This is a genomic window from Kitasatospora sp. NPDC048365 (assembly GCF_043200835.1).
Taxonomy (GTDB): domain Bacteria; phylum Actinomycetota; class Actinomycetes; order Streptomycetales; family Streptomycetaceae; genus Kitasatospora; species Kitasatospora terrestris.
Genome location: NZ_JBICYJ010000032.1, coordinates 1 through 20,748 on the forward strand (window position 1 = coordinate 1; position 20,748 = coordinate 20,748).

Genomic DNA, 20,748 nt, shown 5'->3' on the forward strand with positions numbered 1-20,748 from the left:
TCATCGCCCGCGAGATCTACAAACACCTCGCCAGCCCACGCACCACAGCGCCACCACTCCTTCAGACCACTTGACGATCTATAGGAGCTTCCGGCCGACAGGCCGGGCCCGTGCCGGACGGCCCGTCAGCATCGCACGACGGGGCGCGAGAAGGTGCTTCCTGGCGGCGAGGGCCGGGGTTGAGCCGTTCGCGAGGAACCGGACGCAGTCGAGAAGGCTGGTCGAGCGCCCGCGGCCTTCCACCGGCCCGGCATCCCGGTGCGCGTCGCGGTCTACCTGCCACTGCTGCTGCCCCTGCCGGCCGCACTCCTCGCCCCGGGGCCGGCGACAAGCTCCCGCCCCGGGCGGCGACCCGGCTGCCGTCCGGAACGTGGACGCGCCCGTTAACCTGCGGTCATGGCGATCAACGGCTTCGGGGTCACCGAGCTCCAACTTGTCCTGCTCCGCAGGATGGCCGACTTCCAACCGGCCCTGGTGGAGGACGCGGTGCTCCGGCTGGGCGCCGGCCGGGCCGAGCTGCGGGAGGCCAACAAGCGCTGGCAGGCGATGATCCGCGCGCCCCGCTTCCCGCGCGGCGGCGCCCGGTACACCGCCGTACTCGGACCGCCCGACGCGACTGTGGCGCGGCGCATCGGCGACCTCGACTGCACCGCCCACCAGTGGGCCCTGCCGCTCTGGCCCGAGCTCCGCTTCGAAGTGCTGCTCGGACCGGCGGAGCTCGGCGGACCACTGCTCAACGAGTGGCTGGTCCGGCCGCCCGGCTCCCCGGCGCCGGCACTGCGCACGCTCGCCGACCTGGCGCCCTGGAGCTGCGTGCCGGACGACGTGGGTGCCGCGTTCCCGTCCGCCGTACCGCGGGAAGGAACCGCGCCCACCCGCTTCCAACTGGACCTCCAGGCGCCGGACGCGGACGGCCGACTGCACTCCTGCACGGCCGACTTCACCTGGGGCCTGCTCCAGGAGGTCCGGGTGGCGGGCGAGTAGCCGCCGCCACCCATCGGGGCGGCACTCGGACGGACCGCCTGACGGACCGCCCGACGGGCTGCGAAGATGCTTGCGTGGAACGGACATTGACGGGTTCGGAAGCGTCGGAGGCCATCCAGGACCACGGCTGGCGCTTCCTGCTGGGCAGTCTGCGGACGTCGGTCCCGGTCGGATCGCTGGCCCAGGCGATCGACGTCGCGGCGAAGGCCGCCACGGTGTGCGGCAGCGACGCCGACCGGCACCTGTCGGTCGACGCCCGCCCCCACCGGGTCGTGCTCACCCTGCAGTCGGTGGACCACGCCGCGGTCACCACCCGGGACGTCGAACTCGCCCGTCTGATCTCCGCCGCCGTACGGCAGACCGGCCCGTTGACGACCGGCCCCGAGACCGGAACGGGCGCACCGCGGTCGGTCCAACTCCTGGAGATCGCCATCGACGCGCTGCGCATCGCCGAGATCCGGCCGTTCTGGAAGGCGGTGCTGGGCTACGCCGACGAGGCGGGTGCCGGAGGACCGGAGGACCCGCTCGTCGACCCGGTCGGGCAGGGCCCGGCGATCTGGTTCCAGCAGCTGGATCGTGCGCGCCCCCAGCGCAATCGCATCCACTTCGACATCTGCGTCCCGCACGACGAGGCGCCCCGGCGGATCGCCGCCGCGCTGGCGGCAGGCGGCCACCTCGTGTCGGCGACCCGCGCCCCCGCCTTCTGGGTGCTCGCCGACGCGGAGGGGAACGAGGCCTGCGTGACCACCTGGCAGGGCCGCGACTGACACGCCCGCCGGCCTCCCGACGGCGCCCGGGCGAGCAACCGCTCGGACGCAGTGATCCGGAACGGGCGCCCGAACCGTGGAGCTGACGGACGTTCCGTTCCGGCTCGCCGGGCACCTCGCCCGCCCGGCTGCCGGCCCCGGGAGGCCGGGACAAATCCCGCTCGCCGTACCCCTGGCACCACTATTCTCCCGGGATGCCTCTCCACCAGTACGCCTACTTCGCGCTGTTCAGCCGGTGCATCCCTGCCGACGAGATTACTTCACAACTGTGTATCGCTCCCGACGAGGTGTCCGTCCGCGGCAGCCGTTTCACCGGGCCGAGACCGATTCGGGTGGACCACAGCTGGAAGATCGTCTGCCGGGAACCTGGACTGCGTGTCGATGAACAGATCACCTGCATCCTCGACAGACTCCGGCCGCACACGGCCCGCATCGCCGAACTGGCGGGTCGGCTGACCGCCAACGACGGCGGGGCGGTCCTTCAGGTCGTGCGCTACTTCAACGACACCGACCTGGAGCAGCCAAGCACAACGGACACCCCCAACCTCTTCGGCTGGCATCTGGACCGAGCTGTCCTGGACTTCCTCACCACAGTCGGTGCCGAGCTCGATGTCGACGAGTACGACATGACCGACATCGAGGCCGCCAGTTGAACCGCGCGACCTCCTGGTCGGCTGAGCACACGAGCTGAGGCGCTGACCTGTCTCAGCGAAGGCGGCGTGGTTCTCACCGAAGGTGAGCGGATGCGGATTCGTCTCGGCGAAGGTTGATCACCACAGGCCAGAGCCGGTTTTGCTCGCCTGGATGCGGGTCCCCCCGCGAGGCGGCAGTCTGGTCGGCCTCGCCGACCCTGCCCTTCCACCGCAACCGTTGCTACTGACCTCGGGGTCACCACCCACACCGACCGTGTCCACCAGGCACCACCACACACACCGCCAGGCGAGCACACCAGGTACCCCGCACGAACCACGCCAGAGCGCAGCGGCAGGCGGGCTGAAGCAGCGTGCCGGGACCGATCACGGCCGCAGCTGCGGCGGGAGGACGGCGGGCGGCGAACGGTCGGGAGGCGGTGCGCCCCGGAATCGCCGGGAACAGCCGCCGCGGGTGCAGCGGCAGGCACACCACGCGGCAGATACGCTTTGTGATCACACCATTCCATACAGTGAGGATCTCCTGATGCCGTACTCGCCGCTGCTGGTCAAGCCGTTCAAGGAAGAGCTGACGTCGATCGGGTTCAAGGAACTGCTGACCGCGGACGAGGTCGACGCCGCGATGGCCGAGGCGAACACCGGTGTGACCCTGATCGCCATCAACAGCATCACGGGCGCCGCGGCGGGCACGGCCCGCCCCGGGGTCGGCATCGCCCTGGAGAGCGACGGCAAGCACCCCGACCGGCTGTTCACGGTCTTCGACGAGCAGGACCTGGAAGCCACCGCGCGGATGCGCGGCTACTTCCCCGACATCCCGCCGTCCCACCCCTCGTTCGCCCTCTTCAAGGACGGCGAACTCGTCCACTTCATCCCGCGCCACCGCATCGAGGGCCGCGACGCCCGGCAGGTGGCCGCCGAGCTCACCGAGGCCTTCGAGGAACACTGCCAGTAGCCCCAGGCCCACCCCGCCACCAAGGCCACTCGGCGCTCCCGGCAGACACCCGGGAGCGCCGAGGCGGGGCACCAACAGCCGCGAGCCTTCGCTGAGACGAATCTGCATCCGCTCACCTTCGGTGAGAACCGCGCCGACTTCGCTGAGACAGGTCAGGCGCGCCCGCAAACCGGTTCGGCCGGTTGCCTGTTCGTGGGGTGTCGTCATGAGTTGACCGATGAGTCGTGGGTGGCGAACGACAGGTAATCGATCTTGCGGTAGGCCTGGGGTGGCCTGCTCCGCACGGCGTCGCCGTTGTCCGCCGCCTGCGGGTCGGAGCCCCTGATCGGCGCCAGAACTGCCGGTTGCCCAGAGCTGCCTCGGCGCGGCGGGCCGCTGTCGCGGAGCAGAATTGACCTGTGATTGTCGATGGTAAATGAACCATGTGATAGGTCTTTTCTCGGCCTAGAGTTGTGATCACAAGGCCGCGAGGGAACGCCGGAACGGCCCGTGACCAGGGGAGACCACCATGAGCAGCGCCGTGTTGAAGCCCGTTCTGACCTGTGCCGCCGAGGCCGAGACGACGAGCGACCCGAGCAGCACGATGACGCTGCTCGCCGACTGCGGCACCGACGGCAGCCCGATCACCACCTACCGATCCACCTTCGCCAAGGGCGCGGTCGGTGCCCCGGCCCACTTCCACACCCGGGCCTCGGAGCAGTTCTTCGTCATCTCCGGCGCGCTCCAGGTGCTGGTGGGCGACGAGGTGAAGACCCTGAACGAGGGCGACTTCCTTCTCGTCCCCCCGCACACCCCGCACGCGTTCGCCGCGGCCCCCGGCAGCGAGGCCGACGTACTGTTCACCTTCACGCCCGGCATGCCGCGCTTCGACTACCTGCGGCTGCTCGGCCGGGTGATGCGCGGGGAGGCGAGCGTGCAGGAGATCAAGGACTCCTCCGAGCTGTACGACAACCACTACGTCGACAGCCCGCTGTGGCGTACCACCCTGGAGGCCGCCGCCGAGTAGGTGCGCGGCTGTGTCCCGCGGGCCTCGGCCGAGCCGGCCGGCGAGTGCGCAGGGCGGGCGGCCCGCACCTCGAAGTGCGGGCCACCCGCCTCCCGTCCGATCACCGAGTGGGCCGGTTCAGGCGATTTCCGTTCGAATCGGCTCGGGATTCGGATCGGGTTCTCGCGGGAAGGCGTCGAGCCACACTTTGAATCGCGGTCCGTCGTGGCGCGTACCGTCGTACTCTCCGGTGACCCAGCCGATGCAGGTGGGACGTTCGCCGGTGCCCGATGCGCAGTACTCCTCGATCGCCGCCCTGATCAGTGCCAGGGGTAGGGCGCTGGCGGGTTCGTAGCACTCGCCGGAGCACGGATCCGCTATCAGTTGCGGTCCCGCACAGGAAGGGCCGGGGTTGTCGGAGAGCCAGAAGAAGTCGTACATTCCGCCGGATTGTGCACTGGACCACCAACTGAGGGCCCCGTAGCCGCTTCGCTCGTCCGCTGTGACGCGAAGGTACGTGCGGGGGCTTTTGGAATCCGGCTCACCGACGGTGAACCATGCCTGGCTGCCAACGGAGTGGACGCCGGGAGAGATTTCCTTCGGTGTGATCGACCGGAAGGCTTCGGAAGTGAGGTCGGAAATTTCTTCCGGGCGCGTCGGAAAGTGCTCGTCGCCCTTTATTTCGACTCGGAGGATCAACGCTCACCCCCGGGGCGCTTCCTCGTTCCCAGAGTTTCTTTCTCGGTCATTCTTCCCCTTGTCCAGCCACTGGCAACCATGAGCCGGTCAGTGTAGAGGGTCGCCGAAACTGACTCCGCGCAAGTCCATGGCGTCTTGCTGCGCATCCCCTCGCCATTGCTGATGGCGGCTGTCGCGTAGTTCTTGCCAAGGAATCCCTATCGGCCGTCCCCGCCGAGCACCCTGGCCCTCCTGGCTTGCCTGGCGACCGTGCCCGACCCGCGCCGCACCACGGCCGACGCCACCGCTCGTCTTGGTTCTCGCCCTGACCGCCTGCGCGGTCCTGGCGGGGCTCGCTCTCTCGCAGCGATCGCGGAATGGGCCAAGGCCCACCACGTCAGAGACGTCAGCTTTGGTGAAGACGCCTCCCGCGTCCGCACCGGCACTGCGCCCCGGGCCATGGCCGCCCTACGCAACCTGGCGATCGGCGCACTACGACTCGTCGGCCGCACCGACATCGCCGCCGGGCTTCGTCACCACGCCCGCGACACAACCCGGCCCACCACGACCCCGGCCCAGTTCTTTCAAGGGACAGGGGCGGAACGCGGGTATCAGCGCCTGTCCGGCAGCAGGAATGCGCGGCGCTCCTCGGTGCTGAGCTCCCGGAACACCCTCTTGTGGGCGCGCCGCAGTAGGCCGTCGACGTCGTGTCCGGCCAAGGTCCAGATGCGTACAGTCCGGTCGCGGGAGGCGGTGGCGAGGCGCGTGCTGTCAGGGTGCCAGGCGAGGCTGTTGCTCCAGTCGGCGTGGACGCCGAGTACGGCGACCTGGGTGGCGGTGTCCGGGTGCCAGAGTCGGACCGTGCGGTCGCGGGACGCGGACGCGATGCAGGTGCCGTCGGGTGACCAGGCGACGTCCTGGACTGCGCCCTCGTGGCCGGTCATGACGGCGAGTTCGGTGCCGCGGAACGGGTCCCACAGACGAATCGTGTGGTCGCGGGAGCCGGTGATCAGGCGGCGGCCGTCGGGTGACCAGTGGACTCTCCAGACGTAGTCCAGGTGGCCGTGCAGGGTGGTGACGGGGGTGCCGACGGTGGTGTCCCAGACGATGGCGGTGCGGTCCGTGCTGGACGTGGCGAGGTAGCGGCCCTCCGGGGACCAGGCCGTACCGCCGATCCAGTCCGCGTGGCCGCGCAGGATGTGGACGGTCGCACCGGTGGCGGCGTCCCAGATGCGAGCTGTGCCGTCGCGGGAGGCGGTGGCTATCCGGGTGCCGTCGGGGGACCAGGTGGCGTAGGACAGTTCACCGGCGTGCCCGTTCAGGACGATGTCGTCGCCGCTGCCGTCCGCCCGCCACACGACGGCTGCGCCGTCGCGCAGAGCGGTGACCAGACGGGTGCCGTCCGGGGCCCATGCCACCGCGGACACCTCACCGCCGCGCCGGAGGCGGGTTGTACGGCCGGTGGCGATGTCCCGGATACGCACGGAGCCGTCCTGGCAGGCAGAGGCGATGCACGTCCCGTCGGGCGCCCATGCGACGTGGAGGACCGCGTCGGTCTGGCCGCCGAAGACATCGGTCGATTCGGTGACGTCCCACACGGCCGCGGTCCGGTCGCGGGAGGCGGTCGCCAGCCGCTTCCCGTCGGGGGACCAGGAGACGCCGTAGACGGTGTCCGTGTGGTCGGTGAGCCGGACGTCCCCACCGGTGCCGTCGAGGCTCCATACGTGGGCCGTACGGTTCGCGTCACCACCGGCAAGGCGGGTGCCGTCCGGAGACCAGGCCAGGGAGTTGATGACCTCCGGGTTCTCCAGCGTCCGCTGCGTCTCCCATTCGACGGTGTCCCAGATCCGAACGGTCCGGTCACCGGAGGCCGAAGCGAGCCGACGGCCGTCCGGCGACCATCGGACCGACTCGATGTTGCTCTGGTGATCGGTGAGCACCGTGACGACGGCTGCCGTGGCTGAAGCCCAGACCCGCACCGTGCCGTCTTCTCCGCCGCTGGCCAGGTGTTCTCCATCCGGTGACCACGTCACGCTCCAGACCGTGCGCTCGTGCCCGCGCAGCACCGCGCATTCGGTGTACGTGTCGGTGTCCCAGATCCGCACGGCACAGTCGCTGCCGACGGACGCGAGGCGGGTGCCGTCGGACGACCAGGCGACACCGCCGACCCCTTCCTCCCGGTCGCCGGTCGCCGCCGTGTGGCGGAGGACGGCCAGTTCGGCCCAGGTGCGCGTGGACCAGACGCGGACGGTGGAGTCCCTGCAGCCGACGGCAAGCCTGAGCCCGTCGGGGGCCCAGACCACCGCTTGCATCCAGGCACCGTCCCCCTCGAGCACTACCGGTTGGTCGTCACCCTCCGGGCGCCACACGCGGACGGTACCGTCGTCGCTCGACACGGCCAGCAGCCGAGCGTCCGGCGACCAGGCCACCGCGGATGCGCCGCGTTCGAAGCCGCGCAGCACCGCGCGCAACCGCGAGGCGCCCAGGGCCGTGTGCAGTGCCTGGACCGCGCCGGGTGTGGCCGCGCACTCCTCGACTGCCGCAAGGGCGGCGAGCACCGCGCTCCCGGGCTCCGTGGCGAGGTTTTCGAGGGCCCGGACGGCCACCGCGTCCGCGGCACGTTCCATCGTCGCCCGATCCGCCCGTAGCGACCGGTCCACGAACTCTTCGACCAGCGGCGTCGCGCCGACCGTCCGCGCCGACTGCGCCAGCCACCGCCGGACGACAGACAGCCGCTCCCCTGTGAGGAGGTACGAGTCCTGGCGCTCCGCGCGCTCCCAGTCCTGCACCCAGCGTTCCAGCTCGGTGCGGCGGCGCAAGTCCTCGGTACGCGCGACGACCGCCTGGCGCAGCGGCGCCCACTGGCGGAACAGCGCCTCGTGCGCCACGTCCATGACGCCCCCGTCACTGGTGAGCAGGCGTCCGGCGACAAAGGCATCGGCGACCTCCTGCTCCTGCGGGGCGAGGTCGCCGCGGCGGACCCGCCGACGGGTGGCCTCGTTGCCGTCGACGGTGACGAACCGCAGCAGGGTGGGGATGACGGGTGCGTCCGCCAGCTCGGCGGCGATCCGGTCGGCCCTCTCGGACAGGGCTCCGGCGACGCCGCCGAGGGCGCGGTAGGTTTCCTCGGTCACCGTCCCGCCGGAGCCTCCGGCGCGCAGGTACAGCTCCTGGAGCGTGTAGGCGAGCAGTGGCAGCGCGTCGCCGCCCCCGCAGTCGTCGACCATGCGGGCCACGACTCCGGGCGCGAAGGTCAGCCCGGCCTGCTCGGCGGGCTTCTCGATGACCTCGTACAGCGCGTCCCGAGCGAGCGTGCCGACGATGGTCGGCTCGCGCACCAGCTCGGCGAAGCCGGACTCCAGGAACCCGGTGAGGAAGTCCGAGCGCAACGTAGCCACCATCCACAACCGCGGGTCACGGCGCAGCGCCTCCCGTACGGCGGCGAGAAACGCGTTGCGCTCCTCGGGCCCGGACAGGGTGAGCAACTCCTCCAGTTGGTCGATGACGAGCAATGCGGGTCGTTCGGAAGGCAGTTGGGCCAGCCGCCGTTGCAGGGTGCCGACCGGGCCCACTCCGGGCGAAAACGGTGCTGCGACCGACCAGCGTCCCCGCCGCCGGGCCAACGCCGGCAGCAGACCGGCCCGCACCAGCGACGATTTGCCGCTGCCCGACGGCCCGACCACGGTCACGAATCGCTGCGCCCGCCTCGGCGCGGCCGGGTGCAGCCGTCCGACCAGGTCGGCGATCTCCCGGTCCCGCCCGAAGAAGACGGCTGCGTCGTCCGCTGTGAAGGCTTCCAGCCCCGGGTACGGAGGCTGGGCCCGGTCCCAGATCCGGCGCACCGGCGACGGCCGGTCGAGGAGGTGCAGCGCGATCTGGCCCCCGACGAGAAGCACCAACGCGACGCCGATCAACGGCACCGACCAGTCCCGCAACAGCCGCAGTGGCAGCGGCACATGGTCCGTTCGGCCGGTCGCGTAGTTCGTCGCCATGCCCAGCAGGGTCCCGATCAACATGAGCAGGACATCGACCACGAGCTTGATGGGTCGTCGCTCCATAGATCAACAACTTATCCGGCGGAGAGGCCCGGATGGTCGGATCCCCACAAGTTGCTGATGCCGTTCCGATCCCGGGCCGTTGGACACGTCGGCTGCACGCGGCGCCGATCACCGCCGGCGGCTCGAAGCCGTGCCCACCTCCCTCTTGCTCCGGGTCAGCCGCGAAGCATGCCAAGTCATCTCACATTTTGACAAATAGGGCGCAATCGCGAGAACGACGCAGCCCTGCCTCCTGCGTGGCGCCGCACTCGACTCGGACTCCGCTCCCACGGCCGTCGGATGTCTGGTCGGCGTCGCAGGCGACGAACCGGTGACCACGGCGCGCGAGTTCTTCCTCCATCACCCCGACCGGGAGGTGCGCGAGGAGGCTCGGATCGCGGCAGTCGAGATCACCGCTGTCGTGTCGGAGGGCTTCACCCGCAACTCCTGACGCGGGTCCGCGTCTACCGCCCGGTGGCGGCCTCAACTCCCGTGCGGAGCAGAAGGGATCCGAGAGACCCGCCTCCCGGGCGCCGGTTCCGCGCCTGGCGGCCGAACGGTGGCCGGCGCGCATGCGCCGCGCCGTCGGGGGTAGCCGCCACGCACGACCAGGTGCCTCCGGTTCGGGCGAACTCGATTCGGACAGAGGCGAGTTGAAGGGTAGGAGACAGCGTGACGACGGAAATGCCGGGCGACGACGCATCCGCACCGTCACTCGACGAGCTGAGCGACCGGGCCGACCGGACCCCCAGACGACTCGGGCACACCGAGGGCGGCCCGACCGGTGAAAGCGCGCTCCCCGAGAGCGCCATGCGAAAGGCGGCAGCCGTGAAGGACGAAGTCCAGGAACAGGCCGTGCAGGCCGCCGAGGCGGTACGTGGCACGGCCGCGCGCGCCGTTCGCGCCGCACGGGACCACACCCCGACGGAGGTGCTCGACCGAGCCGGACAGGTGATGGCGCAGGCCCACGAGGCGGTGGCCCACCTCGGGCATCTCGCCACTGACGCCACCCCGCCGCAGCTGCGCGAGCGGGCCGGCCGCGCCGCGACGGCGGCCCGCGCCAACCGTACGCAGCTGCTCGTACTCCTCGGCGCGGCGGCCCTCGCCGCCGCCGTGCTCCGGGCCATGAACAGAAGGCGCCGGTGAGAAGGGCCGACAAGCTCGCCGGGCAGGTCGGGGCCCCGGGCGCCGGGCCCGACCTGCCGGGAGGCGCACTCTTCGCACCGGCCCGGTAGGGTCGCCACCACGACGGCCGACCCGGCCGGGCAGCCGCAACCCGTTCCGGAGCCTGCGCATCCCGGACCGCCCGCTGGACCGACTGCGTCGCTGTACCGAAACGGCGGCGGCTCTCGCGGGATCGCGCACCGTCCGAGCGAAAGGTGAACGGATGAACGGCGACGGCACACTCTGGTGGCTGGCCGGCGCGGCGCTCCTGGTCACCGTGGTGCTCGCGGCCGTCCTGGTGGTGAAACTCGTCCGGGCCAGGAAGCTGCTCGGGGCATCGGGGATCCCGATGTCGAACAAGGTGCTGTTCTGGGCGTCCATCGTCTACCTGATCAGCCCGGTGGACCTGCTGCCCGACCCGGTCCTGCTCGACGACATCGGCTTCCTGCTGATTGCCCTGCGCTCCCTCAACAAGGCCGCCTTCCGCCTGCGGACCGACCACCCGTCCGGCCGCGACGGCGACCCTCACTGATCGCGGCAGGGCCCCGCCGGCGCTGTCACCCTCCTCGGTGCAGGCCTCGTCATCGCCTACGGTCCGGGCACGGCTGCTGCACCCACCGCCGTCGGCCGGCTGCGTCGAATCGCCCCCGGCAGCGCCCTGCTCACCGGGTTGCTCACCTGGCCGTCGGACTGGGTTGTCGCCGCTTCGCTGCTGACGGGATCCGGGGCGAGGCCGGACCCGCTGCGGAGGTGCGCGAAAGTACTTTCCAAAGTGGAAAGAAGATGCCATCCTGGAGGAACTTGCCGAACTCAAGGGGGAACCATGGACCGCTCGCTCACTCCTGCCGAGGCGCTCGAACTCGCCAACCGCGCCACCGCCGCCGCCTCCCGCCCGGTACCGCCGCCCGACTGGTACGGGCCCGCGGTCGGAGCGGTCTTCCTGGCGCAGGGGCTGGTCGTCGGCGCCGCGATGCAGTTCGACCTGGACTGGCTGATGATCGTCGGGTGCTCGATGGTCGGTCCGGTGATCGGCGCGCTGGCCGGAGGGGTCGTCCGCCTCCAGAAGGTGGTCAACCGGCCCTCGCCGGCCGCGGCCAAGGTGGCCGTCCTCACCGCGCTGACGATCGCCGCGGTCGAGCTCGGGCTCGGCGGGCTCGGGTGGTGGGCCGGGCTGCCGATGCTGATGGTCGGCGCGGTCGCGGGCGCGGCCGCCGGTGCGGTGTTCTGGCGCGCCATGCGCCGCGTCACCCTCCAGATGCGCGGCGCCGGCCCGGAGGGCGACCGGTGACCGGGCTCCACCCTCAGCTCAACAACCCGACCAGGCTGACCGTACTGGCCTTTCTGACGGGGTGCCAGGAGGCGGAGTTCGGCGCCGTCCGCGACTACGCGCAGGTCTCCGACTCGGCGCTCAGCAAAGCCGCCGCCGCGCTGGAGGAGGCCGGGTACGTGCGGGTCAAGAAGGGGTACGTCGGCAAGCGCCCGCGCACCTGGCTCGCCGCGACCAAGGAGGGGCGGGTCGCGCTGGCCGCCCATCTGGCGGCTCTGCAACAGCTCGCCAGCGCGGCCGAGGCCGCCGGTGCGGCGAGCTCCTCGGGCCCGCTCTCGAAGGGGTCGGATCCGCAGCAGGCTTGAGGCGATGGCGATGGCGATGGCGCCCGGCCAGAACTCTGGCGGGGCGTTGACGCCGGCCCGTCCTCGACACGCGACCGCGACCCGCCCGCGCAGGGACCACAGCCCCGGGCCGTCGGCCCCGCCGCCCGCGCTGTCGCGGCACCCTTGGCGGGTGGGGTGGTGATGCGTGCCGGGACCTGGGCGGATGGGTGCATTCCCTGGGTGGCCTCGGCACTGCGATACATCCGAGTCAGTGGCCCTCCGCCCGCTGGAGCGGGCGGTGGCTCGGCGTCGCCGGAAGGGCGGGAACGGGGTAAGCGAACGGTCGCCCGTAGACGAGTTGGCGGACAGTGCTCAGCAGGCCGTAGTTACGGGTGAACCACGGCACCTCGTCGAAGGCCTTGTCCGCGTCGGCGGTGACGAAGGCGCCGACCATGTACCGCAGGTCGTCCGGGACCGGGTTGTCGGTGAGGCAGAGCCAGGCGAGCGCGGCCGCGATGCGGACATCCGCCGTCTGGTCCGGGTCGGGCCACAGGGTGCCGATCCAGGCGGTGACCGCGGGGTCGGGGTGGCTGCGCGTGAGTTCCGCGCAGGCCAGGATGAGCGCGGCGCGGACCGCGGGGACCTGCTCGGCGGCCAGCCGGTCCCGCAGGGCCGAGGTGATGAGGTCGGTGTGGTCCAGCACGGTGGCGAGCGCGTCGGCGGCCGCGGTCCGCACGTCCGGGGCCGGATCGTCGAGCAGAGGCAGAAGCAGGCGGGTGTCGGCGGTGATCGCCAGGCGTGAGGCCTCGATGGTCCAGGTCATCAGGTAGCCGTCGCAGGAGAAGTACAAGCCCGGTTGCGCGGTAACCAGGAAGTGGTCGCGGGTTGCCCCGTAGTCGCCGTGGCGGGCCACCGCGGCGGCCAGGCCCAGGGCGTCGGCGCGCCACGGTGTCGCCGGGACGACGCCCAGACGCAGCAGGAACGGCACGAGCAGCGGGGCACTGGCGTTGACCTGGTAGTCCGTGAACAGGCGGCGGAACAGGCAGTCCAGTGCGCGGCGGGCCGTCCCGGGGTCGGCGGAGCATGCCTGCACGAGCAGACGCTTCACCTGAAGGCCCTCGCCCGGGCCGTGGCCCAGTAGGAAGCGCTCCCACGGGACCTCGTCCAGCAGGAAGCCGTCCTTGACCCGCTGGGGCATCTGGGCGAGTACCGTCCGCGAGTCCAGCCCGGTGCCCTCGTATGCCTCCACCAGGTCCGTCCGATGCATGTTCCACACCGGATCGTCGCTCGCCATGCGCGCCCCCTCGAAAGATCAACAGCCATGCCTACCATCTGCTGCCGACGGCGGGTCCACGATGGCGGAAGGCACTGCGACGGACCCGGGCCGACCGGGCGGCCGGCTGTCGACGGTGGAATCGGGAGAACCCGGACCTGGCCCCGGCCGAAGGCCAATCCTCATGTGCCTCACGCCCTTTGGGCACCCAAGACAACCTGCTCGTGCGACGGACGGGACTCGGCCGTGGGTTGCTAGGGTGGCGGCAGGTCAGGGACGGCTCAGGCGCGGGGGATTCGTGGGTTCGGAGCATGGAAGTGACCGCGCGGCCTTCGGGTGCGCGGCGTGCTGCGCCGAGGATGCCGTGGTGGCGCGGGCGCACCATCACAGCCGCAACGGGGTCCGGCTGGAGAGGATGATCCAGGACGACTCGCATTTCATCGTCTCCGTCCAGCGCTGCGGCCTCTGTTCGCAGGCCTTCGTGAGCGTCTTCACCGAGTACGTCGACTGGGTCGCCTCACGGGACGCGCAGTACCGGACCGTGCTGCCGATCACGGACGCCGAGGCGGACGATCTGATGGCGGGACGGTTGAGCCCGCACCGGGTCGGGGCCCTGGGACACGGCCGCCGCCATCTGCAGAGCGACTGGCCGAGCGAGGCCGACGAGCCGTCCGTGTACTGGGACAGCGGCGTCTTCGAGGTGCGCGAGGGGTATTGACCCGACTTCGCCGCTGCTCCGGTCGCCGGGGTCCGGGCGCTTCCGGATCGGGCGTTCGTGGTGGCCCGGTCGGTTGCTCGTTCGGCGCTTGCTCACGGCCGGTCGGGGGCGGGGTCTTCGTCGAGGAGCGGTCTGATGGCGCCGAGGACGGCGCCGATGCAGACGTTGCGCAGTTCGGTCCGGGTGCAGGTCTCGTGGGTGAGCCAGTCCACGCACAGCACCTGGACGAACACCAGCCAGCTCTTCAGGACGCCGGACACGGCTTCCCGGGTGCTGTCGTCGGTGAGCGGGAGGACGCCGAGAAGCCGCTCGCGCAGGGCGTCGAGTTCGTTGGTGATGATCGTCTGGACCAGGCGGTCGCCGGCCGGCACTCGGTTCGCCGCCAGGACGGTGTTGCGGTTGGCCGCGAAGTACTCGATGTGGGCGTCCAGGCCCTCGGTGAGCTGTTCGACCAGGGTGTCCGCGGGGTCGAGGCGGGTCCGGGCGAGCAGTCGGTCGGCGACCTGCCGGTAGAGGGCGGCGAACAGGTCCCGCTTGCCGGGGAAGTGGCGGTAGAGCAGCGCGCGGGAGATTCCGGCGCGCTCGACGACGTCCTCCATGAGCACGTCGTCGTACGGCTGCGAGGCGAAGAGCTGCGCGGCGACGGCGAGGAGTTGGGCGCGACCGTCGACAGCCTCGGGCGCTTCTTCGGGGCGATCCTCGCCGGGTACGGCCTCGGCTGGCTCTGGGCCGCTCGGCAGTCTCCGGTCCCCGCAGCCGCCGTGCGATGGCTGGCAGGAGTCCTGTTGCTGGGCGGATTCGGGCGGCTCGTGTCCCTGGCCGTGGACGGGTGGCCGCACTGGTTCCAGGTCGTCCTGACCGTGATCGAACTCGTGCTTCCGCCGGTGTTCTTCCGGCTGGCCGGCGCGCAGGGGCAGGCGCCCCGGCCGGCGGACGCTCCCGCGGGCCCGTAGATCGGGGGCGAAGGCGGGCACGTACGGGTGGGCGCACGCTCCGAGGCACGGCGCCGGGCCGCCCGCCCCGGTCCCCACGGCGCAGGATGCGAAAGGCAGAGCCCCCGACAAGCCGCCGTGAAGCGGCCTGCCAGGGGCCTTGTGGCCACGGACCGTCACGCTGTCGGTGGCGCTGGCGCGTTCACCGTGCACTGCTCACGAGGCGGCGATGGGCACCAGGAAGAACACCTGGCCGTCGGGCGCCTCAAGGCGCAGCGGCGTGTCGGGCAGGGCCTCGAAGACGGCGTCGGCCACCTCCTGCGGGTCCGTGGCGCGAGTCAGCGGCTCCCGCAGGGCGCTCCGGACCGCCAGCCGGGTTTCGGGGGAGGGGGCGGGAGCCGAGGCGTCGTCCCTGGCCTCGGCGATGCACTCCAGCAGCTGGGTGTCGGTCATGTCTGCGTCCAGGCCGCGGCGCAGGGCGATCGCGGCGGCGCCGGTGGCCAGTGCCGCCCGCGAGTGCGCGCGGCAGAGTTCGCCGTCGGTTCCGGCGGGGTGGAAGAAGCGGGCCGTGCCGATGTTGGACCTCACAGCAAGCCTCCAAGGCGAGCAGAAGTGACGCGGAAGTGGGGTGTGGAAAGCAGGGGGATCAGGCGCCGCACCTGGCTTGGCCTGCAGAGATATTCTCTCGCCCGGCACTGACAGTCCGTCGGCCCCGCAGCTTCGAGGACTCCCGGTTCCGGCCCCGCGCCGGCCCGGCACGCGGGCTGCGGCACGACTGCGGCCGGCTTCCTTCGCCCGGACAGGGCAAGGGCGCCTGTGGCGACGGCGCGACTGCTGTCACCGGGTCACGGGGCCAGGCACTGCGGCGGCAGCGGGAACCAGCGCAGGGCCTCGAACTCCGCGGGGAGGGGGCAGGGGCCGGAGTCGATCAGGTCGGGCCGGCTGTCGAGCAGGGCAGCGGCCTGGGCGAGTTGCCCGGGCAGGGCCTCCTCTCCCATCCGGGCCCGGGAGTGCGGCCACCGCAGGTTTCCGTGTTCGTCGTAGCGGGCGTCGGTGAGCCTCAGCGGCGGTTCGGCCGCGGCGTTGCGGTGGCGCCAGAGGCCGGTGTGCGGGTCGAAGCGGTAGTCGGGCAGCAGCCGGTGGCCGCGGTCGGCGAGCAGGTCGACGGCGTCGATGAGGTAGTCCCGGACGGTGTCGGAGACGAAGTAGTGGAAGTTGATCCGGGTCCAGCCCGGTTTGATGCCCTCGCAGTGGTGTCCGACGATCTCGTCCCGGAAGGCGTGGGAGTGCGGCGTGTCGATGGCGAGCAGCCGGTGGCCGTAGGGGCCGGCGCAGGAGCAGCCGCCGCGCGACTGGATGCCGAAGAGGTCGTTGAGGACGGCGACCACGAAGTTGTGGTGGAGGAAGCGGTCTTCGTGCCGGATCCGGAAGGAGACGATGGACAGCCGTCGGGCGCGGTGGCTGCCGAGGACGTCGATCCGCGGGTTGCGTTCCCACCGGTCCAGGGCGGCGTGCCACATCTGTTCCTCGCGGGCCTGGATCAGGTCGGTGCCGACGGCGTCCTTGAGTCCGAAGACCAGCCCGGCGCGGATGGACTCGACGATGGCGGGGGTGCCGCCCTCCTCCCGGGCGACCGGGTCGTCCAGGTACCGGTGGCTGCTGGGGTCCACGAACATGACCGTGCCGCCCCCCGGCGCGGTGGGGACCGGGTTGCGCACCAGGTCCCGGTGGACGACCAGCACGCCGGGTGTCTGCGGGCCGCCGGGGAACTTGTGCGGTGACAGGAAGATCGCGTCCTTGCCGTCGCCGCGGCCCGGGGAGCTCTCGGCCGCACGCACGGGGACGTACGGTGCGGCAGCGGCGTAGTCCCAGAACGAGAGCGCGCCGTGGGCGTGCAGGAGGCGGGCGGTGCGGTCGGCGTCGGTGAGGATGCCGGTCACGTTCGAGGCGGCGGAGAAGCTGCCGATCTTCAGCGGCCGGTCGGCGAAGCGCAGGAGCCCAGCCTGGAGGTCGGCGAGGTCGAGGTGGCCGTCGGCGTCCTCGCCGATGGCCACCACGTCGGCGACCGTCTCGCGCCAGGGCAGTTCGTTGGAGTGGTGCTCGTACGGCCCGACGAAGACCACCGGCCGCTCCCCGGGCGGCAGTCGTCCGTCGGGCCCGAGCCGGGCGGCGAGGCCGGTGGGCGTGCGCAGTCCGAGGATGCCGACGAGCTTGTTGACGGCGGCCGTGGAGCCGGACCCGCAGAAGATCACCAGGTGGTCGTCGGTGCCGCCGACGCTCTCCCGGATCGTCCGGCGGGCGTCCTCCCGCAGCCGGGTCGTCTGCAGACCGGTGCCGGAGCTCTCGGTGTGGGTGTTGGCGTACCGGGGGAGCACGGCCTCGCGGATGAAGTCCTCGATGAAGTCGAGCGATCGGCCGGACGCCGTGTAGTCGGCGTAGGTGACCCGGCGCGGGCCGTAGGGGCCGTCGAGGACCGCGCCCTCACCGATGATGCCGGCCCGGATGCGCTCCAGGAGCGGTGAGGAGGGGGCGGGGGTGGGGGAGGGGGAGGTGGACTGCTCGCCTGACGCGGTCGTGGTGCTCACGTCGGCCTCCTTTCGGGGCGGTCGGGACCGGTGGCTGCGGTCCCGGAGATCACCCGGGTGACTGCCAGCATCCCTCACCTGCCTGCGCCGGGCCAGTGCCGGGCGTCCCAGATCGGATTCGTGATCGTCCTTCAGCCGCGCACCCGTCCCGTGCCGGCAGCTCCGCGAACCGGCCCGTGGTTGTGGGACGATCACCGCGATCACCGCGACCGCCGTCGCCCGCGGGTGCGGCAGCCGGGCGGCGCGGACGCAGGACGAGGGAGAACCGGATGACCAGCAGCACGGCCGGCCCGCGGCTCTCCGCGCGGGCCCGCGGCACCGCGCCGTTCTACGCGCTGGAGTTCGGCCGGCAGGCCGCCGCGCTGGAGGCGCAGGGCCACAAGGTGGTCAAGCTGAGCATCGGGGAGCCGGACTTCGGTGCGCCGGCCGCGGTGCGGGAGGCGATGCGCGAGGCGATGGACGGCCGGCCGCTGCCGTACACGGCGGCGCTCGGGCTGCCGGAGCTGCGGGAGGCGATCGCCGGGTTCTACGCCGAGCGGCACGGGGTGGACGTGGACCCGGCCCGGGTGGCGGTGACGGCGGGGGCGTCGGCGGCGCTGGTGCTGGCGGCCGCGGCCCTGGTGGACCCGGGCGACGAGGTACTGATCGCGGACCCCTCGTACCCGTGCAACCGGCAGATCATGGAGAGTTTCGGGGCGCGGGTGCGGCTGGTGCCGACCTCGCCGGAGACCCGCTTCCAACTGGACGCGGCGGCGGTGCGCGAGCACTGGTCGGCGGACACCCGCGGGGTGATGGTCGCCACCCCCGCCAACCCGACCGGCACCTCGGTGCCGACGGAGGAGCTGGCGGCGCTGTGCGCGCTGGCCGCCGAGCGGGGCGGCTGGCGCCTGGTGGACGAGATCTACCTCGACCTGGCGGACCGGGACGCGGACGGGCGCCCGCCGCGCAGCGCCCTGGCCCTGGACCCGGGGGCGGTGGTGGTGAACAGCTTCTCGAAGTACTTCGGCATGACCGGCTGGCGGCTCGGCTGGTGCGTGCTGCCGGAGGAGCTGGTGCCGGCGGTGGACCGGCTGGCGCAGAACTACTTCCTGTGCGCGTCCGCCCCGGCGCAGCTGGCCGCGCTGGCCTGTTTCACCCCCGGGGCGCTGGCGGAGTGCGAGGAGCGCCGGGCGGAGTTCGCCCGGCGGCGGGCGCTGGTACTGGACGGGCTGGCCGGGATCGGCCTGCCGGTGCCGGTGCCGCCGGACGGCGCGTTCTACGTCTACTTCGACGTCAGCGGGACGGGGCTGTCCTCGTGGGAGTTCTGCGAGCGCGCCCTGCGGGAGGCGCACGTGGCGCTGACGCCGGGGCTGGACTTCGGCCAGGTGTCGGCCGACACCCACGTCCGGCTGTCCTACGCGGCGTCGAGCGCGGAGCTGGCCGAGGGCATCGAGCGCCTCGGCCGCTTCACCGCCACGCTGCGGGCGTGAGCGCGGCGGCCGCTCAGCCACGGCCGAGCAGCCGCGCCAGGAAGCCGCCCCATCCGTCCCCGCGGCGCGGCGGGCGCCCGCCCTCGGTGCGTTCCAGGTTGGGATATACGGGCCGGCAGGACCAGGTCCGCCTCAGAGGCCCGCAAGACCCGCTGCACGCCGCGGCTGGGCGCCACCGGCACCAGCTCTACGTAGGGAGGTCGGGTGAGTGGTGTATCGCCAGTCCCAGCATGCGCCAGCCGCGGAGCGCATCCGCCGTTTGTCGGGTGTCTGGGTGGTCGTGGCCCAGCAGCCGCTCAGCGTCGGTGACCACCTGCTCCAACAGCTCGATCGCCCTGTCGATGCGCCCGGCCTGCCAGTAGGAGGCGGCGAGGTTGCCGCGGGAGGTCACGGTGTCGAGGGGTCTGCGGCATGCGGGCAGCTGGCGGCGAGCTGGTGCAGGACGTCGGCCTCGCGCCAGTCGACGGACAGGCCCGCTCTGAGGCCACGGCAACGGTTCGGAGACGACGGAGCGCAGCCGGTCGAGGCTGACAGTCCGGTCCGGCGCAACGGTGGGCAGTGCCGTTGAGCACCCGACGTGGGGCAGGGGGCGACGTTGTGAGTGCCATTCCCTGCGCCGCCGCTGAACACCTGTGCCCTTCAGCGACAGATCCAGTAGCTGTCGCGGGCCGGGTGCATGCGTCGCTCGCCAGTAGGGTTGGTCACCACGACGTTGCCCTCCTCGTACGAGAGCCGGTCGCCCGCTGCGACGAACACCGGCCCGTCCAGTTCGACTTGGAAGTCGGCGTGCAGCAGGAACTCGCTGATCAGTAGCATTCGTGGCACCAAGGTGATCCCGTCGGCATTCACTCGCATGAGCCGAGCATTCCGGACGGACCGGTGCCGCCGCGACAGGCTTTGAGGGTCAGGCAGGCACTGATGCCCCTGGATACCCTCGTTCTCGTTTCCGCCGGCACCCCTTGGACCACACCACCAGGAGGAACCAGTGTCATACCCGCAGCCGCTTACCCCCGAGGAGAAACTCGCCGACGCGAAGAAGCAGCTGAACCTCCCGCCCATCGTCGTGATCTGCGGCTCCACTCGTTTCATGACCGACATGACCGACGCGGATCTTCGGGAGACCGCTGCCGGGAAGGTTGTCGTCAAGCCGGGTTGCGACATGAAGTCGCCACATGAACTCTGGTCCGATCCTGTCGAGGCCGAGGAGCTGAAGGTTCGACTCGACGATCTGCACCGGGCGAAGATCCGGCTCGCTGATGAGGTGCTCGTGGTCGGTGACTACATCGGAGACAGCACGCGAGCCGAAATCGCCTATGCCCGGTCGCTGGGCAAGCCCGTGCGGTTCACGCACCCCGAAGTCGACCCCGACGCCTGACCGCCTACCCCCGCACCCTCCGCAGGCACCCTGGCCGGTCGGGCGCGGCGGGCGCTGAGGTGGGCAGCGTCAGCACCCGGGCGGGGTGAGGCGGTCAGGCCAGTTGGTCGGCGGCGGAGGTGACCAGGGCGGGGGCGGCAGTGCGGCCGATGTCCATGACGGGCCGCCAGCCTTCACCGGTCCAGGCTCGCAGGCCGACCATCGTGCCGTCGGTTACCGCTCAGCCGTCACCGGTCTCGCCGCGGTGCACCAAGACCTCGCTGTACCCACCGGCCGGGCCGGTTCAGGGGCGAGAGCGCCTGCGGGTTCCGGGACCAGCGGACATAGTCGGCGCTGCTCGCGGCGCAGGTGTTGTTCAGGAGGCTGCCAGAGCGGTCGAGGCAGTCGTACAGGCGGCCCAGGCGGTCCCAGGCCCGCAGCTGGGCGATCAGCCAATCCTGATCCTCGCCGGTGACAGCCTGGCCGGCGGCGACGGCGTCCAGGCGGCCGGTGTCCTGGGTGCTGGCCGCGAGGAAGGCGTCGACCCGGGCCGCCTCGTCGGCGGTGAGTTTCTCGGCGATGCGCCGGACCACGGCCGAGTCCCGGT

The 20,748-nt window shown here is 71.7% G+C and carries 22 protein-coding genes; 13 read left to right on the forward strand and 9 right to left on the reverse strand.

Annotation, left to right across the window (positions count from 1 at the left end; translation table 11 throughout):
- The first annotated feature begins 396 nt into the window (after nucleotides 1-396).
- The 5 genes from ACGFX4_RS28110 to ACGFX4_RS28130 all read left to right on the forward strand — a co-directional run bounded on the left by ACGFX4_RS28110 (nucleotide 397) and on the right by ACGFX4_RS28130 (nucleotide 4,359).
- On the forward strand, nucleotides 397-984 hold the full coding sequence (locus tag ACGFX4_RS28110) for a hypothetical protein (RefSeq protein WP_393079933.1): 588 nt from the start codon (nucleotides 397-399) through the stop codon (nucleotides 982-984).
- 74 nt (nucleotides 985-1,058) lie between these two features.
- Nucleotides 1,059-1,751: a VOC family protein gene (locus tag ACGFX4_RS28115; protein ID WP_393079936.1), complete on the forward strand. Its 693-nt coding sequence runs from the start codon at nucleotides 1,059-1,061 to the stop codon at nucleotides 1,749-1,751.
- Between the two features lie 194 nt (nucleotides 1,752-1,945).
- Nucleotides 1,946-2,404, forward strand: a complete 459-nt coding sequence (locus ACGFX4_RS28120; RefSeq protein ID WP_393079938.1) for a DUF4279 domain-containing protein — start codon at nucleotides 1,946-1,948, stop codon at nucleotides 2,402-2,404.
- A 523-nt stretch (nucleotides 2,405-2,927) separates the two neighbouring features.
- The gene (locus ACGFX4_RS28125; protein ID WP_393079941.1) at nucleotides 2,928-3,353 is read left to right on the forward strand and encodes a BrxA/BrxB family bacilliredoxin; all 426 of its coding nucleotides are present in this window, start codon (nucleotides 2,928-2,930) and stop codon (nucleotides 3,351-3,353) included.
- 508 nt (nucleotides 3,354-3,861) lie between these two features.
- Nucleotides 3,862-4,359 (forward strand): cupin domain-containing protein, encoded by a 498-nt coding sequence (locus tag ACGFX4_RS28130; RefSeq protein WP_393079944.1) that lies wholly within the window; start codon nucleotides 3,862-3,864, stop codon nucleotides 4,357-4,359.
- Nucleotides 4,360-4,476: 117 nt separating this feature from the next.
- On the opposite strand, the gene ACGFX4_RS28135 is transcribed toward ACGFX4_RS28130, so the two are convergent.
- Together ACGFX4_RS28135 and ACGFX4_RS28140 are read right to left on the reverse strand one after the other, a co-directional pair.
- Nucleotides 4,477-5,037 carry an Imm1 family immunity protein gene (locus ACGFX4_RS28135; RefSeq protein ID WP_393079947.1) on the reverse strand — a complete coding sequence of 187 codons (561 nt, stop codon included), beginning with the start codon at nucleotides 5,035-5,037 and terminating at the stop codon, nucleotides 4,477-4,479.
- A gap of 590 nt (nucleotides 5,038-5,627) precedes the next feature.
- Complete coding sequence (locus ACGFX4_RS28140) at nucleotides 5,628-9,074, reverse strand: AAA family ATPase (RefSeq protein WP_393079950.1); 3,447 nt, start codon at nucleotides 9,072-9,074, stop codon at nucleotides 5,628-5,630.
- 651 nt (nucleotides 9,075-9,725) lie between these two features.
- Between ACGFX4_RS28140 and ACGFX4_RS28145 the strand changes: the two genes are divergently transcribed.
- The 4 genes from ACGFX4_RS28145 (at nucleotide 9,726) to ACGFX4_RS28160 (ending at nucleotide 11,849) form a co-directional block, all read left to right on the forward strand.
- Nucleotides 9,726-10,199: a hypothetical protein gene (locus ACGFX4_RS28145; RefSeq protein WP_393079952.1), complete on the forward strand. Its 474-nt coding sequence runs from the start codon at nucleotides 9,726-9,728 to the stop codon at nucleotides 10,197-10,199.
- A 241-nt stretch (nucleotides 10,200-10,440) separates the two neighbouring features.
- Nucleotides 10,441-10,749: a YkvA family protein gene (locus ACGFX4_RS28150; protein ID WP_393079955.1), complete on the forward strand. Its 309-nt coding sequence runs from the start codon at nucleotides 10,441-10,443 to the stop codon at nucleotides 10,747-10,749.
- A 291-nt stretch (nucleotides 10,750-11,040) separates the two neighbouring features.
- A complete protein-coding gene (locus tag ACGFX4_RS28155; RefSeq protein ID WP_393079957.1) occupies nucleotides 11,041-11,505 on the forward strand; it encodes a hypothetical protein in 465 nt (154 codons plus the stop codon).
- A complete protein-coding gene (locus tag ACGFX4_RS28160; RefSeq protein WP_393079959.1) occupies nucleotides 11,502-11,849 on the forward strand; it encodes a transcriptional regulator in 348 nt (115 codons plus the stop codon). The genes ACGFX4_RS28155 and ACGFX4_RS28160 overlap by 4 nt, the downstream gene beginning before the upstream one ends.
- A gap of 229 nt (nucleotides 11,850-12,078) precedes the next feature.
- Here ACGFX4_RS28160 and ACGFX4_RS28165 read toward each other — a convergent pair whose 3' ends face one another.
- Nucleotides 12,079-13,104, reverse strand: coding sequence for a hypothetical protein (locus ACGFX4_RS28165; RefSeq protein ID WP_393079961.1), 1,026 nt, complete (start codon nucleotides 13,102-13,104; stop codon nucleotides 12,079-12,081).
- A 346-nt stretch (nucleotides 13,105-13,450) separates the two neighbouring features.
- Here ACGFX4_RS28165 and ACGFX4_RS28170 point away from each other — a divergent pair, with 346 nt between their 5' ends.
- The gene (locus ACGFX4_RS28170; RefSeq protein WP_393079963.1) at nucleotides 13,451-13,801 is read left to right on the forward strand and encodes a hypothetical protein; all 351 of its coding nucleotides are present in this window, start codon (nucleotides 13,451-13,453) and stop codon (nucleotides 13,799-13,801) included.
- A gap of 92 nt (nucleotides 13,802-13,893) precedes the next feature.
- Here the strand turns inward: ACGFX4_RS28170 and ACGFX4_RS28175 are convergent, their stop codons facing one another.
- Entirely contained in the window at nucleotides 13,894-14,400 is a 507-nt protein-coding gene (locus ACGFX4_RS28175) for a TetR/AcrR family transcriptional regulator (protein WP_393079965.1), read from the reverse strand.
- 18 nt (nucleotides 14,401-14,418) lie between these two features.
- Between ACGFX4_RS28175 and ACGFX4_RS28180 the strand changes: the two genes are divergently transcribed.
- Nucleotides 14,419-14,754: a DUF4345 domain-containing protein gene (locus ACGFX4_RS28180; RefSeq protein WP_393080164.1), complete on the forward strand. Its 336-nt coding sequence runs from the start codon at nucleotides 14,419-14,421 to the stop codon at nucleotides 14,752-14,754.
- A gap of 195 nt (nucleotides 14,755-14,949) precedes the next feature.
- On the opposite strand, the gene ACGFX4_RS28185 is transcribed toward ACGFX4_RS28180, so the two are convergent.
- Nucleotides 14,950-15,321 carry a hypothetical protein gene (locus ACGFX4_RS28185; RefSeq protein WP_393079968.1) on the reverse strand — a complete coding sequence of 124 codons (372 nt, stop codon included), beginning with the start codon at nucleotides 15,319-15,321 and terminating at the stop codon, nucleotides 14,950-14,952.
- A gap of 257 nt (nucleotides 15,322-15,578) precedes the next feature.
- Nucleotides 15,579-17,318, reverse strand: a complete 1,740-nt coding sequence (locus ACGFX4_RS28190) for an aminotransferase class V-fold PLP-dependent enzyme (RefSeq protein ID WP_393079971.1) — start codon at nucleotides 17,316-17,318, stop codon at nucleotides 15,579-15,581.
- 269 nt (nucleotides 17,319-17,587) lie between these two features.
- Here ACGFX4_RS28190 and ACGFX4_RS28195 point away from each other — a divergent pair, with 269 nt between their 5' ends.
- A complete protein-coding gene (locus tag ACGFX4_RS28195; RefSeq protein WP_393079974.1) occupies nucleotides 17,588-18,787 on the forward strand; it encodes an aminotransferase class I/II-fold pyridoxal phosphate-dependent enzyme in 1,200 nt (399 codons plus the stop codon).
- A gap of 187 nt (nucleotides 18,788-18,974) precedes the next feature.
- Here ACGFX4_RS28195 and ACGFX4_RS28200 read toward each other — a convergent pair whose 3' ends face one another.
- Both ACGFX4_RS28200 and ACGFX4_RS28205 read right to left on the reverse strand, forming a co-directional pair.
- Entirely contained in the window at nucleotides 18,975-19,178 is a 204-nt protein-coding gene (locus ACGFX4_RS28200) for a tetratricopeptide repeat protein (protein WP_393079977.1), read from the reverse strand.
- A gap of 248 nt (nucleotides 19,179-19,426) precedes the next feature.
- Complete coding sequence (locus ACGFX4_RS28205) at nucleotides 19,427-19,603, reverse strand: hypothetical protein (protein ID WP_393079980.1); 177 nt, start codon at nucleotides 19,601-19,603, stop codon at nucleotides 19,427-19,429.
- Between the two features lie 169 nt (nucleotides 19,604-19,772).
- Here ACGFX4_RS28205 and ACGFX4_RS28210 point away from each other — a divergent pair, with 169 nt between their 5' ends.
- Nucleotides 19,773-20,162 (forward strand): hypothetical protein, encoded by a 390-nt coding sequence (locus ACGFX4_RS28210; protein WP_393079983.1) that lies wholly within the window; start codon nucleotides 19,773-19,775, stop codon nucleotides 20,160-20,162.
- A 227-nt stretch (nucleotides 20,163-20,389) separates the two neighbouring features.
- Here ACGFX4_RS28210 and ACGFX4_RS28215 read toward each other — a convergent pair whose 3' ends face one another.
- On the reverse strand, nucleotides 20,390-20,734 hold the full coding sequence (locus ACGFX4_RS28215; protein WP_393079986.1) for a hypothetical protein: 345 nt from the start codon (nucleotides 20,732-20,734) through the stop codon (nucleotides 20,390-20,392).
- Nucleotides 20,735-20,748: the final 14 nt, after the last annotated feature.

What these genes read in the sequence shown, in the direction of transcription:
- ACGFX4_RS28110 (WP_393079933.1), top strand. Translation starts at nt 397, where the DNA reads ATGGCGATCAACGGCTTCGGGGTCACCGAGCTCCAACTTGTCCTGCTC.
- ACGFX4_RS28120 (WP_393079938.1), top strand. Translation starts at nt 1,946, where the DNA reads ATGCCTCTCCACCAGTACGCCTACTTCGCGCTGTTCAGCCGGTGCATC.
- ACGFX4_RS28125 (WP_393079941.1), top strand. Translation starts at nt 2,928, where the DNA reads ATGCCGTACTCGCCGCTGCTGGTCAAGCCGTTCAAGGAAGAGCTGACG.
- ACGFX4_RS28130 (WP_393079944.1), top strand. Translation starts at nt 3,862, where the DNA reads ATGAGCAGCGCCGTGTTGAAGCCCGTTCTGACCTGTGCCGCCGAGGCC.
- ACGFX4_RS28140 (WP_393079950.1), bottom strand. Translation starts at nt 9,074, where the DNA reads ATGGAGCGACGACCCATCAAGCTCGTGGTCGATGTCCTGCTCATGTTG.
- ACGFX4_RS28150 (WP_393079955.1), top strand. Translation starts at nt 10,441, where the DNA reads ATGAACGGCGACGGCACACTCTGGTGGCTGGCCGGCGCGGCGCTCCTG.
- ACGFX4_RS28155 (WP_393079957.1), top strand. Translation starts at nt 11,041, where the DNA reads ATGGACCGCTCGCTCACTCCTGCCGAGGCGCTCGAACTCGCCAACCGC.
- ACGFX4_RS28165 (WP_393079961.1), bottom strand. Translation starts at nt 13,104, where the DNA reads ATGGCGAGCGACGATCCGGTGTGGAACATGCATCGGACGGACCTGGTG.
- ACGFX4_RS28175 (WP_393079965.1), bottom strand. Translation starts at nt 14,400, where the DNA reads ATGGAGGACGTCGTCGAGCGCGCCGGAATCTCCCGCGCGCTGCTCTAC.
- ACGFX4_RS28195 (WP_393079974.1), top strand. Translation starts at nt 17,588, where the DNA reads ATGACCAGCAGCACGGCCGGCCCGCGGCTCTCCGCGCGGGCCCGCGGC.
- ACGFX4_RS28205 (WP_393079980.1), bottom strand. Translation starts at nt 19,603, where the DNA reads ATGCTACTGATCAGCGAGTTCCTGCTGCACGCCGACTTCCAAGTCGAA.